This window comes from Nonomuraea sp. NPDC004186 (assembly GCF_053603495.1).
Genome location: NZ_JBSGFQ010000071.1, coordinates 13,944 through 27,942 on the forward strand (window position 1 = coordinate 13,944; position 13,999 = coordinate 27,942).

Consider the following 13,999-nt stretch of genomic DNA (forward strand, 5'->3'; position numbering starts at 1 on the left):
GGTACGGCGGCGCGGGTGGGTCAGTCCGGGCGGGGGGCCGGGTCGGCGGTGACCGAGCGGAGCAGGGGGCGGCTCAGGGCGCCCGCGGCGATCACGCCGCCGAAGCCGACGGCGACGCAGCCCGCCAGCGTGACCACGCCCACCACGTTCATCGCACCGATCATGAACGGCACCGCGCAGAACGCCCCCACCAGGATCGCCCCGCCGCCCATCACCGTCAGCGGGATGAGCGTCTCCGCGCGCCGCGCCCGGTCGAGGACCTCCAGCGGTGTCCCCGCCAGCCGCATCAGCCCGTACGTCTGCCGCCGGTCCAGCACCGACGACGCCGCCGTGATGCCCGAGCTGGCGATGGCGACCAGGAACGACACCGACAGCACCACGATCGTGCCCACCCGGACGTCGGCCAGGAGCTGCAGGCCGAACCGCCGGTCGTCGTCCCCCGTCGTGGCGGTGCGCCCGGGGACGAGCCCGGCGAGCGCGGTGCGGGCGCGGTCGATCGTGGCCGGGTCGGCGGAGCTGCCCAGGGCGGCGGCCACGACCCGATCGGAGGAGCGCCCCGTGACCTTCACCGTCGCGGTGATGCCGGCCGCCCGCAGCCGGTCGCGGGCCTGGCCGGCGACGGCCGTCGCCTGGGCGGCGGGCGCGGAGACCCGCAGCTGCGGGGGCTCCTGGTCGCCGGCGAACGCGCCCGGGCTGAGCAGCCCGAGGAAGCCCGCCACGAAGCCGGTCAGGGCGACGCCGCTCACCGTACGCCAGGCGGAGCGCGGATCGTCGATCAGCCGGCGGCCCGCCAGCAGCCGGGCGGGCGCCCGGGCGCTCCTGGCGGTGACGCGGCCGATGACGCCGACCACCCAGGGACCGGCCAGGTTGATGCACAGGAACGCCAGCCCGAGCGCCACCGCCACGACCGCGACGCTGGTCCCCCTGGTCAGCATCGGGAACACGGCCAGCACGGCCAGCAGGGCGACGACCCGCACGAACTTCATGCCGGGCGGCGTCTCGCGCTTGGCCACCCCGAGCGGGCTCACCACGACCCGCCGCAGCCCCGCGACCGCGGACAGGCCCACCAGCAGCGGCACCGCGACCAGCATCGCGGCCAGGATCAGCGGGGAGGGGAACAGGTCGGAGACGAACCACGCACCGCCCCCGATCGGGATGCGGGCCAGCAGCGGTGCGGCGACCGCGTAGCCGACGGCGCCGAGCAGCGCGCCCGCCAGCGCGACGATCACGGCCTCGGCCACGGTCATCCGGATCACCTGGCCCGGCGTCGCGCCCACCAGCCTCAGCGCGGCCAGCCGCTGGTCGCGCCGGGCGACCGTGAGCCTGGCCGCCGCGCCGCCGAACACCAGCAGCGGCACCACCATGAGCACGCTCGCGACGAGCGTGAGCGCGCGGTAGGCCTCGGAGTCCTCCGACGGCGTGCCCGCGAGGTCGGCCACCCGGGCCGGGCCCTTGCCGATGATCCAGTCGTCGCTGCGCGCGGCCGTCATCGCGGGCGCGTCCGGCTCGTGGCCGACGACCGCGACCAGCTCGCCGGGGTGGACCAGCGCCTCGTCGCCCAGTACGCCCTTCGGATCGGGGTAACGCTTGGCGAGCTGATCGGCCGGCAGCGTCCTGGCCAGCTCGGCCAGCGCCGGGGACAGCCACACCTCGCCCGGCGCGGGGAAGCGCGGCATTCCGGGCGGCGCGGGCGCCCCGGCCTTGAGCGCGGCCAGGTCGATGACGGTGATCGCCTGGTCGCCGACGAAGTCGAAGCGGGCCGCCTCGACGGCGACCGCGTTCTCCTTGGCGGGGACCGGGTTGCGCCAGGCGCCGCGGTCACTTCTGGCCTCGAAGGCGAAGTTCGCGGCCACGGCGAACAGCAGCAGCGCCGTGGACACGGCGACGGCGCCCAGCGTGAGCCAGGTGCCCAGCATCCCCTTGCGGCCACCGCCCTTGAGCAGCCGCCAGGTCAGGTCGAGGTTCACGCGCGTGCCCCGCTCGTCGTGAGGAGCTGCCCGTCGCGGACCTCGACCGTGCGGTCGCACCAGCCGGCCACGTTCGGGTCGTGGGTGACGACGATCAGCGAGGCGCCGTTGTGCCTGGTCGCCTCGACGAGCAGCCGCATCGTGTCCTGCCCGGTCTGCTGGTCGAGCGCCCCCGTGGGCTCGTCCGCGAACACCACGGCCGGCTTGGTGACCAGCGCCCTGGCGATGGCCACCCGCTGGGCCTGCCCGCCGGACAGCTCGCCGGGCCGCCGGGCCTCCAGGGAGTGCAGGCCGAGGGGCGCGAACCACTCGCGCGCCTGGCGTACCGCCTGGGCCCTCGGCACCCCGCCCAGCATGAGCGGGAGGGCCACGTTCTCCTCGGCGGGCAGCTCGGGCAGGAGCTGGCCGAACTGGAAGACGAAGCCGAAGCGGGTGCGGCGCAGCGCGCTGCGCTCCCGCTCGCCCATCGCGTCGATGCGCTGTCCGAGCAGGTGCACCTCCCCGGCGTCCGGCTTCATGATGCCGGCCAGGCAGTGCAGCAGCGTCGACTTGCCGGAACCGCTCGGCCCCATGATCGCCACGGCTTCGCCCGCCCGTACCGTGATGTCCACGCCGCCCAGGGCGACCGTCTGCCCGAACCTCTTGGTCAGGGTTCGTCCAACAAGTACGTCGTTCATGCCGTAAAGAATCTCGGCGGGCGGGGGTGCGGCGGATCGGCCGTGCGACCATTTCCGCCTCGGCCGAACGGCCGATCCTTAGAGTTGGGGCCGTGACTATTCGGGTTCTCATCGCCGACGACCAACAACTGGTACGAACCGGCTTCCAGATGATTTTGGACGCTCAACCGGACATGGAGGTCGTCGCCGCCGTGGCCGACGGCGCGGAGGCGGTGTCGGAGGCCAGGCGGCTCAGGCCGGACGTGTGCCTGCTCGACATCCGGATGCCGAAGCTCGACGGGATCGAGGTGACCCGGGCGCTGGCCGGGCCGGGCGTGGAGAGCCCGCTGCGGGTGGTCATCGTCACCACGTTCGACCTGGACGAGTACGTGTACGGAGCCCTCCGCTCCGGCGCGACCGGCTTCCTGCTCAAGGACAGCGGGCCCACCCTGCTGATCGAGGCGGTCAGGGCGGCCGCGGCGGGCGACGCGCTGGTGTCGCCGTCGGTGACGGTACGGCTGCTGCAGCACCTGGCCCAGCCCAGGCGGACCGTGCCCCCCATGAACGACCCGCTGACCGATCGGGAGCTGGACGTCGTGCGCCTGATAGCCCGGGGCCGGACCAACCAGGAGGTGGCCGCGGAGCTGTTCGTGTCGCTCTCGACGGTCAAGACGCACCTGGGCAGCATCTTCGCCAAGCTCGGTGTCAGAAATCGAGTCGAAATCGCAGCTTGGGCGTGGGAATCCGGCGTGGTGAGCTGATTAACAGCGGGGCTCCCGGGATACAAGTGAATCAGAACCTCAGCGCATGGCCCGGGGGGAGAACAACGTGCGCTATGACCAGACAACACCGACGAGAGCCGCCTCTGCCGTATATGTGACGCTTGCCGCCCAGGTTCTCTCCCTCGGCGCCCTTGTGATCTTCGAACACTCCCGCGGGCGCCACCTCGCCGCCCAGCTCGCCGCGTTCGGCGGCCGCCCGCAGGGAGCCGACGCCGAGGCCGTGGTGGGTGCGGTGACGGCGTTCGCGGTGCTGATGATGCTGGTGGCGGGCACCTCGATCGCGGCGGCGGCCGCTTACGTGACGTGGTTGGTACGTGCCAGGCAGGCCAACGACCGCTCGGCCGTCTCCGGCCCCGTGGCGGCCGCCTGGCTGATCCCCGGCTACAACCTGGTGGCGCCCGTCGTGCTGGTGGACGAGGTGTGGCGTGGCACCAGGCCGCCCGCGGGCCACCGGGTGAGGTGGCTGGCGCTGCTGACCGGGTGGTGGCTGAGCTGGCTGGCCATGCTCGCGCTGGTCACGATCCGGCTTCCCCTCGACTCCTCCGCCGGCGACCTGACGGGCGTGGGCCTGCCGGAGCTGGCCTGCTCGGCGCTGGCGGCCCTGCTGTGCGCGGGGACCGTACGCGAGCTGACGCGCCTCCAGCGGGCCGCCCGCGTGCCCCGTGCCGCCGAGCCCGGCATGGTTCACGCGTTCTCGTCCCAGCCGCCCCAACCGGCGCCGGGTTCGACTCCGATCGGCCGTACGGGTTAGCCCGGGCGCGGGCTCAGCCGAGCACCAGGTCGCGGATGAGCTTCAGCGAGGGCTCGTCGCGCGGGCCCATGACCAGGAGGCTCGTGACCGGGCTCTTGTGCCAGAGCTCCAGGCGTTCCTTGATCCGTCCGGGTGGCCCGACGAGCGAGATGCCGTCGGCCAGCTCGTCCGGGATCGCCCGGAACGCCTCGTCCTTGCGGCCCGCCAGGTAGAGCGCCTGGATGTGCTCGGCGGCCTCGGCGTACCCCATGCGGCCGATGATGTCGGCGTGGAAGTTGCGCTGCCGGGCGCCCATGCCGCCGATGTACAGCGTGAGCATCATCTTCACGCCGTCCAGCGCGGCCCGCACGTCGTCCGAGATGACCACCATCACCATCGCGGCCACGTCGAAGCCCGGGGGAGCGCCGGCGAGCGACTCGCCGTACATCTCCTCGATCTTGGAGGGGAACGCGAACAGCGGCAGCCAGCCCTGGGCCACCTCGGCGGCCAGGGCGACGTTCTTGGGGCCCTCCGCACCGAGATAGACGGGGATGTCCGCGCGGAGCGGATGCGTGATGAGCTTGAGGGGTTTGCCCAGGCCGTCCGCCAGGGGGAGCGGGTAGTGCGGGCCGTCGCTGGTGACCGGCTCCTCGCGGCGCCACACCTTGCGCATGATCTCGACGTACTCGCGCGTCCTGGCCAGGGGCCTGGCGAACGGCTGGCCGTACCAGCCCTCGACGACCTGCGGGCCCGAGGCGCCCACGCCGAGCAGCAGCCGGCCGCCGGTGAGGTGGTCGAGGGTCATGGCGGTCATGGCCGTCGTGACGGGCGGTCTGGCGGAGATCTGGGCGATCGAGGTGCCCAGCTTGATGCGGCTCGTACGCGCTCCGTACCAGGCCAGGGGCGTGAAGACGTCGCTGCCGTACGCCTCGGCGGTCCACACCGAGTCGTAGCCGAGCCGCTCGGCCGCCAGCACGGATTCGGTCGCGTCGTCGGCGTTGCGCTGCCAGTAGCCCAGGTTCAGGCCGAGCTTCATATGACACCTCCGGAATTAAGTTCTATTACGGCTGTGACAGCCGTGAGTGTCAATGGCGGATATTCCGGGGTATTCAGACCCTGTGGTCAACGCTCTGTGTCGACTCGTGTGCTTGCTGCTACTACTGCTGGCGGCAGGGCCCGCGATGGCCGAGGTCGAGTCCCGGCCGAACATCGTGTTCGTGATGGCCGACGACCTCGAATCCGGGACGTTGCCGTACTTTCCCAATATCACCCGGCAACTCGTGCAGCAGGGCACCTCGTTCGACCGGTACTTCGTGACGAACTCCTGGTGCTGCCCGTCGAGATCGTCGATCTTGCGCTCCCAGTACGTCCACAGTCATGGTGTGTGGACGAACACGCCGCCGGAGGGCGGGTTCGACCGCTTTCATACCAGTGATCTGGAACGTTCCACGGTAGGAACCTGGATGAAGCAGGCCGGATACCGTACGGCGCTGATGGGCAAATACCTCAACCACTACCCGGGCGGGTCGGCCGAGGAGACGTTCGTGCCGCCCGGCTGGGACGAGTGGGACGTGCCGACCCGGCGCCTCTACGAGGAGTACGACTACCGGCTCAACGAGAACGGCTCCCTGAACGACTACGGCCTCTCCGAGCAGGCCTACCTGTCGGACGTGCTGGCCGGCAAGGCCCGCGAGTTCATCGCCGGCTCCAAGGGCGAGCCGTTCTTCCTGTACCTGACGCCGATCGGCCCGCACAACCCGGCCAACCCCGCCGTCCGGCACGCGAACGCGTTCCCGGGCGCGATCGCGCCGCGTACGCCGTCGTTCAACCAGGAGGACGTGAGCGCGGAGCCGGAGTGGCTGCGTGAGCGGCCCGGCCTCGACCAGGCGACCATCGACCAGGTGGACGAGCGCTACCGCGCCAGGATGCGGTCCATGCTCGGTGTGGACGACCTCGTCGGGGCCGTGGTGGACGAGCTCCGGCGGACCGGTCAGCTGGACAACACCTACATCTTCTTCACGTCGGACAACGGCTTCCACCTGGGCACGCACCGGCTCAAGCAGGGCAAGACCACTCCGTTCGAGGAGGCCATCAAGGTCCCGCTCGTCGTGCGCGGCCCCGGCATCAAGGCGGGCGCCACGGTCAGCCAGATGAGCTCGTCGGTCGACCTGGCGCCGACGTTCGCCGAACTGGGCGGGGCCGCGGTGCCGCCGTTCGCGGAAGGGCGGTCGCTGGTGCCGCTGCTGAAGGGCAAGCCGCCGGCGGTGTGGCGGCGGAACGTGCTGGTCGAGTTCGCCAGGCCGCTGGACCCGTCGTCGGCCGCGCAGACGCCGGTGCCCCCGTATCGCGCGTTGCGTACGGATCAGTACAAGTACGTGCGGTACGCGACGGGGGAGAGCCAGCTCTACGACCTGCGCGCGGACCCGTACGAGCTGCGCAACCTGGCCGCGACCGCCGATCCCGCGCTGCTCGAAGGATTGCGGCAACGGCTGGACGCGATGGCGGTCTGCTCGGGCGCCACGTGCCGGCAGGCCGACCTCCGTCAGTGATCGAACAGTGAGGGGTAGGCGTGCGCGAGGTGGTCGGAGACGGCCAGGGTGGCCTCGTCCGCGTCGCCCCGGTCGATGGCGTCGAGGATGCGTACGTGGTCGGCGCGCAGGATCGAGGTGTCGCCCAGGCGCTGCACCGCTTCGACCGAGTATCTCCGCATCGAGTCGCGTAGCGAGCGCATGATGGCGGCGATGAGCCGGTTGCCCGACGCGTCCGCGATCGCGCAGTGGAAGGCGGTGTCGTGCTCCACGAACTCCTCGGCGCTCTTCGCCCGGTCCATCCCGGAAAGGGCGGCGGCGAGCGCGGAGGTGTCGGCCCGCGCGGCGGCGGCGTGGGCGGCGGCCCACTGCTCGATCATGTGCCGGGTGTCGATGACCTCGCGCATCTCCAGGCTGGCCAGGCCGAGGTGCAGCCTGAGCAGGTCGGTCAGCGCGGTGTCGGGACGTGAGGTGAGCACGGCCCCCGCGTCCGGCCCCCGGCCCGCCTGCGAGGAGACCACGCCGAGGGTCTCCAGCACGCGCATGGCCTCCCGTACCGACGAGCGGCTGACGCCGAGCTGCTCGGCCAGGTGGCGCTCGGCGGGCAGCCGGTCGCCCACGGTGAGGCCGTCCTCGGCGATGCGCCGCTCGATCTGTGCGAGAACGTCCTCGAACGTCCGCGTTCGCTTGACGGGACGCCAGCCGCTGTCGTCCAAGGGACCCCCTCATGGTGGCCGGAAAGGATGTGGTTAGGTATGGTCTGACCATACTGTGGTCAGACCATACCTGGAAGGAGAGCCGTGCGAATCGCCCTGTTCATCACGTGCGTGAACGACACGCTCTTCCCCGGCACCGGCAAGGCCGTCGTGTCGCTCCTGCGCAGGCTCGGGTGCGACGTGGACTTCCCCGCCGCCCAGACGTGCTGCGGCCAGATGCACGTCAACACCGGCTACCGCGAGGAGGGCGTGCGGCTGGCCCGCCACTTCACCGAGGTGTTCGCCGGGTACGACGCCGTGGTGGCGCCGTCGGGGTCGTGCGCGGCCATGGTGCGCGAGCAGTACCCGAAGCTGGCCAGGCCGGGCAGCAAGGGGGCGGCGGCCATCGCGGAGGTGGCGCCGAAGGTGTACGAGCTGTCCGAGTTCCTGCTGGACGTCCTGAAGGTCGACGACGTAGGCGCATATTTCCCGCACCGGGTGACATATCACCCGACATGCCACTCGCTCCGCGGCCTCCACCTGGGCGACCGGCCCACCAGGCTGCTGCGGAACGTCCGCGGCCTGGAGCTGGTCCCGCTGCCGGGAGCCGAGGAGTGCTGCGGCTTCGGCGGCACGTTCGCGGTCAAGAACCCGGCCGTCTCCGCGGCCATGGGCGCCGACAAGACCCGCAACATCCTGGACACGGGCGCCGAGGTGCTCTGCGCGGCGGACAACTCGTGCCTGATGCACATCGGCGGCACGCTGAGCCGCCAGAAGACCGGCGTCAGGACGATGCACCTGGCCGAGATCCTCGCATCGACGGAGGAGCACCAGTGAGCGCGACTTTCCTCGGAATGCCCGGCAATTTCCCGAAAAATGCGGCTAAAGCCGTACAGGACTCGCAGCTCCGCTACAACCTTCGCAAAGCCACGCACACGATCCGCGGCAAGCGTGCGAACGTCGTCGGCGAGCTCCCGGACTGGCAGGAGCTCCGCGCGGCCGGCAAGGCGATCAAGGACCACACCCTGCGCAACCTCGACCGCTACCTGGTCCAGCTGGAGGCGGCCGTGACCCGGGCGGGCGGCACCGTCCACTGGGCCAGGGACGCCGCCGAGGCCAACGCCATCGTCGCGGGCCTGGTCAAGGCCACCGGCGAGACCGAGGTGGTCAAGGTCAAGTCGATGGCCACCCAGGAGATCGAGCTCAACCAGGCACTGGCCGCGCAGGGCATCACCGCGTACGAGACGGACCTGGCCGAGCTGATCGTCCAGCTCGGCGACGACTTCCCCAGCCACATCCTGGTCCCGGCCATCCACCGCAACCGGTCGGAGATCCGCGAGATCTTCCTGGAGAAGATGCCCAAGGTCCCGCCGAACCTGACCGACGACCCGCCCGCGCTGGCCGAGGCGGCCCGGCTCCACCTGCGCGAACGCTTCCTCAAGAGCAAGGTCGCGATCTCCGGCGCCAACTTCATGATCGCCGAGACCGGCACGCTCGTGGTGCTGGAGTCGGAGGGCAACGGCCGGATGTGCCTGACGCTCCCGGAGACGCTCATCAGCGTCGTCGGGATCGAGAAGCTCCTGCCCTCCTGGCGGGATCTGGAGGTGTTCCTCCAGCTCCTGCCGAGAAGCTCCACAGGCGAGCGGATGAATCCCTACACGAGCATGTGGACGGGCGCCGTCGAGGGCCAGGACTTCCACCTGGTGCTGCTGGACAACGGCCGCACGGATGTGCTCGCCGACGAGGTGGGCCGCCAGGCGCTGCGCTGCATCCGCTGCTCGGCCTGCCTGAACGTGTGCCCGGTGTACGAGCGCGCGGGCGGCCACGCGTACGGCTCGGTCTACCCGGGCCCGATCGGCGCGATCCTCACCCCGCAACTGCGCGGCATGTCCTCGGACCTGGACGCCTCCCTGCCGTACGCCTCCAGCCTGTGCGGCGCCTGCTACGAGGTCTGCCCGGTCGCCATCGACATCCCCGAGGTCCTGGTCGACCTGCGCGCCAAGGCCCCGCACGCGGCGGCCGAGCGGGCCGGGATGAAGGTCGCGGGCTGGATCCTCAACGACCACGAACGCCTGGCCAAGGCGCAAAGGGCGGCGTCCCGCCTGCGCGGGCTCGTACCGAAGCGCCTGCCGGGGCCGATGGCGGCCTGGACGGACACCAGGGACATACCCGAGATTCCGGAAGAATCCTTCAGAGACTGGTGGGAGCGGAATGAGCGCGCGTGAGGAGATCCTCGCCAGGATCGGCAAGGCCGTGGCCGGGGCGGCGGACGTCGAGATCCCCCGCCACTACCGCACGGAGCCGCAGGTCGAGGACCCGCAGGTGGAGGACATCGTGGGGCTGTTCGCCGAGCGGGTGGACGACTACCGGGCCATCGTGCACGTGCTCCCCGCCGCCGAGGTGCCCGCCAAGATCGACGAAGCCGTCGCGGGACGCCGCATGATCGTCCCCGACGGCTTCGACCGGGAAGGCGGCTGGGCCGACCTCGACACGGCCGACGGCGTGATCACGTCCTGCGCCGTGGCCATCGCCGAGACCGGCACGATCGTGCTCGACCACGGCCCCGGCCAGGGCACGCGCGCCCAGACGCTGGTCCCCGACTACCACCTGTGCGTGGTGCGGGCCGACCAGATCGTGGCCGGGGTGCCCGAGGCGATCGCCAGGCTCGACCCGGCGCGCCCGCTGACCTGGATCAGCGGCCCCTCGGCCACCAGCGACATCGAGCTCAACCGGGTCGAGGGCGTGCACGGCCCCAGGACCCTCGAGGTGATCATCAGTACCTGAGCACGGCCGCCACGTCGGAGACGCCGTCGCAGAACCACAGCTCCGCGTCCGTCATCGCGGCGGCCCTGGCCAGGGCGGAGTCCGCGCGCTCCTTGACGGGCTCGGCGACGCCCCAGTGCCGCAGCTCCTGCGGATCGGTGGCCAGCTGGGTGCCGCCCTCGCCGATCCAGATCTCCCGCGGCAGCTCGCCGGGCAGGAGGATCGCCTGTACACGGCCCTCACGCAGCGCGTGCGCCACGCGGGCCACGCCGGTGGGCCCGGACGTCTCCTGGTGCCGCTCCAGCAGCTCGGCGCGCTTGCGGTCGAGCCACTGGTCGAGCGCCCGCTCCACGTCCTCCTCGAACTGCCCGTGGTCGGCGCGGCTGCCGTGCTCGACCATCATCACCCGGTCCGCGGACTTGGTGTTGAGGTGGTGCAGCAGGTACGAGCGCGACTTCGGCTCGCCGGCGACCAGGATGAGCTCCGGGCCGATGCGGCGTACCTGCTCGTCGATCTCGTGCGCGACGGCGACGGCGTTCTTCTCCCAGGTCTCGTCGACCGCCCGCTCGTACCGTTTCTGCGACCAGCCGCCCTGCGCGGTCTTCTGCAGCGGCCAGTCCTCCGCCTCCACGACGGCCCTGCGGGGCGACCCGCCGCCGAACACCGTCAGCTCGGCCCCCGCGTGGTCCACGATGACCCGGATGTGCGGGACGTTCTCGCCGCGGTACATGAGCATGGGCGTGACGTGCGGCAGCGGGGACCACCGGCCCAGTTCTCCCGGTGGCTTCGGGAGCGAGTCGGCCAGCACCACCTCGCCGCGGGCGGCGAACATCGCCCGCCCGGCCACCGGCCGCTGGGCCTCCTCGTCGAGGGCCTCCAGGGTGGCCTTGTCGGCCCCGTCCTTCTCGAGCGAGTCCCGCACGCCGCGCCAGCGGGCCTCACGTTCCTGCCCGGTGTACGCGCCCAGGTAGACGGACGCGTACGGGCCCTGCCGCTCGTACAGCGGGCGGATGAAGTCGAGCCGCACCGTTCACCACCTCCGCTTCTCCACGCCGAGTCCGAGCGCCTTGGCCACGTCGCCCACGTTGCGATATCGGCGGTCGGGGAGGGATCGCACCATGTCCACCACCGGGTCCGGCGCGCCCGCGCTGTCGGCGTGTCGCACCAGATCGTCGGGGTTCGCGGGCCAGTGCGCGTCGCTCAACCATTTCGCGAGGTCGCTGCGGATGTCGGCGCCCCGCTGCGTGATGCCGGACGGGGTTCCGGGCTCGTGTCCCGGCGGGTACGGCTTCGCCGACTCCTCGCCGGGCGCCGGCATGGGCTCGGGCTCCTTCCACTCCTCGGCGTGCGTCGATCCGCCGCCGCGTACCATGCCCTCGGTCTCGTGCTTCTGCTGGTCGTCCAGCCGAGGACCGTGCTTGTCGCTCCCACGTTGCTCCATAGCCACCGCACTCCTCTCAATTGCGCCCCTACCCCCGCTTTCAGGGGCAAACATCGCGAGTGTGTACCCTGCCGACGTGTTCGACGCTGACGTGAGCATCGCCACGGAACGGCTGACACTGCGGCCGTTCAGCCTCAAGGACTCCGCCAGGATCCGCTCCATCGTGCGGTCCGGCGCCCGGTTCCTTCCGCCCGGAGCCCCCGAGAAGACCTCCGGCATCCCCCGGTGGCTGTCGATCGGGGTCCACGAGCTGCGCCGCTCGGGGCAGGGCCTGCATCTGGCCATGGTCGACGCCGAGGGCGTCATCGTGGGCGCGATCAGCCTGTTCAAGACCTCGTGGACGGCGGGGACGACCGAGGTCGGGTACGGCGTCCACCCCCTCTACCGGGGCCGCGGCTTCGCCACCGAGGCCGTGCGCGGGCTGGTGACCTGGGCGTTCGGGACCGTCGGGCTGCGCCGGGTCGACCTGACCGCCAAGCTGGACAACCTCGCCTCGCTCCGCGTGGCACTGAAATCCGGCTTCACCTGGGAGGGTCTGCTGCGCGACGCGGTGCTGGACGAGGACGGGCCGCACGACCTGGTCATCTTCGGCCTGCTGGCCTACGACCGCCGCCGGCAGGCCGACGCCCTGCCCAGGACGGAGCTGCGTACCCAGCGGCTGCTGCTGCGCCAGCCGGCCGCCGAGGACGCCCCCGACCTGGCGGCCACCGTCGCCGACCCGGTCACCCAGGCCATGACGGGCTATCCGCGCGACTACACGCAGGAGCACGCGCGGGCGTCCGTCGGCACGGCCGAACGCATACGGATGAGGGGCGCGGGCATCACCTGGACGGTCGTGGAGCGGGACACCGAGCGGTTCGCCGTGAACGTGGACCTGAGGGACGTCGACTGGGCCCACAGGTCGGCCGAGATCGGCTACATGACCGCGCCGTGGGCCCGCGGCAACGGGTACGCGGGCGAGGCCGTGGTGGCGATCGCGCGCTGGCTGTTCGAGCGCCAGGGCTTCAGAAGGCTGCAGCTGCGCGCCCTCGTGACGAACACGGCCTCCCAGCGGGTGGCGGAGAAGGCGGGCTTCGTCCGCGAGGGTGTCGCCAGGTCCTCGCTGGGCGGCCAGGACGTGATCGTCTACAGCCTCATCCCGTCCGACCTGGCCTGAGGGCACACCGGACTGACCTTCGTACCCTTTGTGAAACCCGATCGCAGCCGTCACCCTTGAGGTGAGGACGGTGAGGCGTGATGATCACGGTGGTCGGGTGGGACGGGCACGAGTTCTCGGCCAAGGCGGTGGACAAGCTGCGCGAGGCGAAGCTCGTCGTGGGCCCCGACGCCGTGCTCGGGCAGCTCAGGCTCTCCGCGCCGACCGCGGCCGACGACGCGCTGCTCGACGTTCTGGACGATCACCTCGAACACGGAGAAGGTCCCGCGGTCGTGGTCGCCGAGGGCGATCCCGGATTCTTCGGTGTCGTCCGCACGTTGCGGGCCCATGGCCTCAAACCGGAGGTGGTGCCGGCGATCTCGCTGGTCACCCGCGCCTTCGCCCGTGCCGGGCTCAACTGGGAGGACGCGCTGGTCGTGGCCCCGTCCGGCCCGGGCCAGATCGACCGGGTCGTGAACGCCTGCCGGGCCCATCCCAAGGTGGCGCTGCTGGTCGCGCCCGGCGTCGGCCCCGGCGAGATCGCCAGGGAGCTGGCGCCGACCACGCCCCGCGCGCTGATCGTCTGCGAGGATCTCGGCGGTCCGGACGAGCGGGTCACGCACAGCCGCATGGGCGAGGCCACCACCAGGCCGTGGAAGGACCCCGACGTGGTCCTCGTCATCGACCCGCTGCACCAGCCCAAGGAGCCGGGCTGGCTGGCGGGCGCGCAGCCGGGCCCGGCCGAGTGGGCGCTGCCGTTCGAGGGGGCGCTGCCGCCGGAGGTGCGGGCGTTCATCCTGGCCAAGCTGGGCCCGCGGCTCGGCGACCTGGTCTGGGACGTGGGCGCGGGCGAGGGCGAGATCGCCGTCGAGTGCGCGCGGATGGGCGCCGCCGTCGTCGCCGTGGAGCGCGCGGAGGAGTCCTGCGCCCGGCTGCGCGCCAACGTGCTCAAGCACGGCGTCAAAGTGGCTCTGACCAGGGGCCAGGCGCCGCCGGCGCTGGAGCCGCTGCCCGACCCCGACGCCGTCTACGTGGGCGGCGGCGGCCCCGACGTCGTGGTGGCCTGCGCCGCCCGCGGCCCGCGGACGCTGGTGTGCTCGCTCAGGAAGGTCGAGCAGGTCACGGCCGTGCTCCAACGGCTGCGCGAGCACGGCTACCGTGGCGAGGGCACCCAGATCCTGGCATCTAGACTGACGCTCGACCCCGACGGCTCCCACCGTCTGACCGCCTCCGACCCCGTGTTCGTCGTGCATGCGACCCCCGCGCACACAGCGTGACCTGTTCCCTACCGGGGCGCATCGG

At 71.7% G+C, this 13,999-nt stretch carries 14 protein-coding genes; 8 read left to right on the top strand and 6 right to left on the bottom strand.

Annotated features, from left to right (window positions below; genetic code table 11):
- Positions 1-20 precede the first annotated feature (20 nt).
- Complete coding sequence (locus ACWEPL_RS42070; RefSeq protein WP_452439478.1) at positions 21-1,967, bottom strand: FtsX-like permease family protein; 1,947 nt, start codon at positions 1,965-1,967, stop codon at positions 21-23.
- Positions 1,964-2,644 carry an ABC transporter ATP-binding protein gene (locus ACWEPL_RS42075; protein WP_350731640.1) on the bottom strand — a complete coding sequence of 227 codons (681 nt, stop codon included), beginning with the start codon at positions 2,642-2,644 and terminating at the stop codon, positions 1,964-1,966. The genes ACWEPL_RS42070 and ACWEPL_RS42075 overlap by 4 nt, the downstream gene beginning before the upstream one ends.
- A 92-nt stretch (positions 2,645-2,736) precedes the next feature.
- Here ACWEPL_RS42075 and ACWEPL_RS42080 point away from each other — a divergent pair, with 92 nt between their 5' ends.
- Together ACWEPL_RS42080 and ACWEPL_RS42085 are read left to right on the top strand one after the other, a co-directional pair.
- A complete protein-coding gene (locus tag ACWEPL_RS42080; RefSeq protein ID WP_363980843.1) occupies positions 2,737-3,384 on the top strand; it encodes a response regulator transcription factor in 648 nt (215 codons plus the stop codon).
- Between the two features lie 46 nt (positions 3,385-3,430).
- Positions 3,431-4,156, top strand: a complete 726-nt coding sequence (locus ACWEPL_RS42085) for a DUF4328 domain-containing protein (protein ID WP_452439479.1) — start codon at positions 3,431-3,433, stop codon at positions 4,154-4,156.
- A 13-nt stretch (positions 4,157-4,169) separates the two neighbouring features.
- Here ACWEPL_RS42085 and ACWEPL_RS42090 read toward each other — a convergent pair whose 3' ends face one another.
- Positions 4,170-5,171 (bottom strand): LLM class F420-dependent oxidoreductase, encoded by a 1,002-nt coding sequence (locus ACWEPL_RS42090; protein ID WP_350731637.1) that lies wholly within the window; start codon positions 5,169-5,171, stop codon positions 4,170-4,172.
- Positions 5,172-5,277: 106 nt separating this feature from the next.
- Here ACWEPL_RS42090 and ACWEPL_RS42095 point away from each other — a divergent pair, with 106 nt between their 5' ends.
- Complete coding sequence (locus tag ACWEPL_RS42095) at positions 5,278-6,684, top strand: sulfatase family protein (protein WP_363980837.1); 1,407 nt, start codon at positions 5,278-5,280, stop codon at positions 6,682-6,684.
- Here ACWEPL_RS42095 and ACWEPL_RS42100 read toward each other — a convergent pair.
- Complete coding sequence (locus ACWEPL_RS42100; RefSeq protein WP_397367395.1) at positions 6,678-7,379, bottom strand: FadR/GntR family transcriptional regulator; 702 nt, start codon at positions 7,377-7,379, stop codon at positions 6,678-6,680. The two genes, ACWEPL_RS42095 and ACWEPL_RS42100, sit on opposite strands and share 7 nt — an antisense overlap.
- 84 nt (positions 7,380-7,463) lie before the next feature.
- Here ACWEPL_RS42100 and ACWEPL_RS42105 point away from each other — a divergent pair, with 84 nt between their 5' ends.
- The 3 genes from ACWEPL_RS42105 to ACWEPL_RS42115 are packed head-to-tail and all read left to right on the top strand — an operon-like array spanning position 7,464 to position 10,142.
- Positions 7,464-8,195 (top strand): (Fe-S)-binding protein, encoded by a 732-nt coding sequence (locus tag ACWEPL_RS42105; RefSeq protein ID WP_350731631.1) that lies wholly within the window; start codon positions 7,464-7,466, stop codon positions 8,193-8,195.
- Positions 8,192-9,583, top strand: coding sequence for a lactate utilization protein B (locus ACWEPL_RS42110; protein ID WP_363980829.1), 1,392 nt, complete (start codon positions 8,192-8,194; stop codon positions 9,581-9,583). Before ACWEPL_RS42105 ends, ACWEPL_RS42110 begins: the two co-directional genes overlap by 4 nt.
- Positions 9,570-10,142 carry a LutC/YkgG family protein gene (locus tag ACWEPL_RS42115; protein ID WP_452439480.1) on the top strand — a complete coding sequence of 191 codons (573 nt, stop codon included), beginning with the start codon at positions 9,570-9,572 and terminating at the stop codon, positions 10,140-10,142. Before ACWEPL_RS42110 ends, ACWEPL_RS42115 begins: the two co-directional genes overlap by 14 nt.
- Here the strand turns inward: ACWEPL_RS42115 and ACWEPL_RS42120 are convergent.
- Together ACWEPL_RS42120 and ACWEPL_RS42125 are read right to left on the bottom strand one after the other, a co-directional pair.
- On the bottom strand, positions 10,132-11,148 hold the full coding sequence (locus tag ACWEPL_RS42120) for a baeRF2 domain-containing protein (protein ID WP_363980823.1): 1,017 nt from the start codon (positions 11,146-11,148) through the stop codon (positions 10,132-10,134). The two genes, ACWEPL_RS42115 and ACWEPL_RS42120, sit on opposite strands and share 11 nt — an antisense overlap.
- Positions 11,149-11,151: 3 nt before the next feature.
- Complete coding sequence (locus ACWEPL_RS42125; RefSeq protein WP_452439481.1) at positions 11,152-11,562, bottom strand: DUF2795 domain-containing protein; 411 nt, start codon at positions 11,560-11,562, stop codon at positions 11,152-11,154.
- Positions 11,563-11,638: 76 nt separating this feature from the next.
- Between ACWEPL_RS42125 and ACWEPL_RS42130 the strand changes: the two genes are divergently transcribed.
- Positions 11,639-12,718, top strand: coding sequence for a GNAT family N-acetyltransferase (locus ACWEPL_RS42130; RefSeq protein ID WP_363980817.1), 1,080 nt, complete (start codon positions 11,639-11,641; stop codon positions 12,716-12,718).
- A gap of 80 nt (positions 12,719-12,798) precedes the next feature.
- Positions 12,799-13,974 carry a precorrin-6y C5,15-methyltransferase (decarboxylating) subunit CbiE gene (cbiE, locus tag ACWEPL_RS42135; RefSeq protein WP_363980814.1) on the top strand — a complete coding sequence of 392 codons (1,176 nt, stop codon included), beginning with the start codon at positions 12,799-12,801 and terminating at the stop codon, positions 13,972-13,974.
- Positions 13,975-13,999: the final 25 nt, after the last annotated feature.

Coding starts and splice junctions, on each gene's coding strand:
- ACWEPL_RS42075 (WP_350731640.1), bottom strand. CDS start 2,644: ATGAACGACGTACTTGTTGGACGAACCCTGACCAAGAGGTTCGGGCAG.
- ACWEPL_RS42085 (WP_452439479.1), top strand. CDS start 3,431: ATGGCCCGGGGGGAGAACAACGTGCGCTATGACCAGACAACACCGACG.
- ACWEPL_RS42090 (WP_350731637.1), bottom strand. CDS start 5,171: ATGAAGCTCGGCCTGAACCTGGGCTACTGGCAGCGCAACGCCGACGAC.
- ACWEPL_RS42115 (WP_452439480.1), top strand. CDS start 9,570: ATGAGCGCGCGTGAGGAGATCCTCGCCAGGATCGGCAAGGCCGTGGCC.
- ACWEPL_RS42125 (WP_452439481.1), bottom strand. CDS start 11,562: ATGGAGCAACGTGGGAGCGACAAGCACGGTCCTCGGCTGGACGACCAG.
- cbiE (WP_363980814.1), top strand. CDS start 12,799: ATGATCACGGTGGTCGGGTGGGACGGGCACGAGTTCTCGGCCAAGGCG.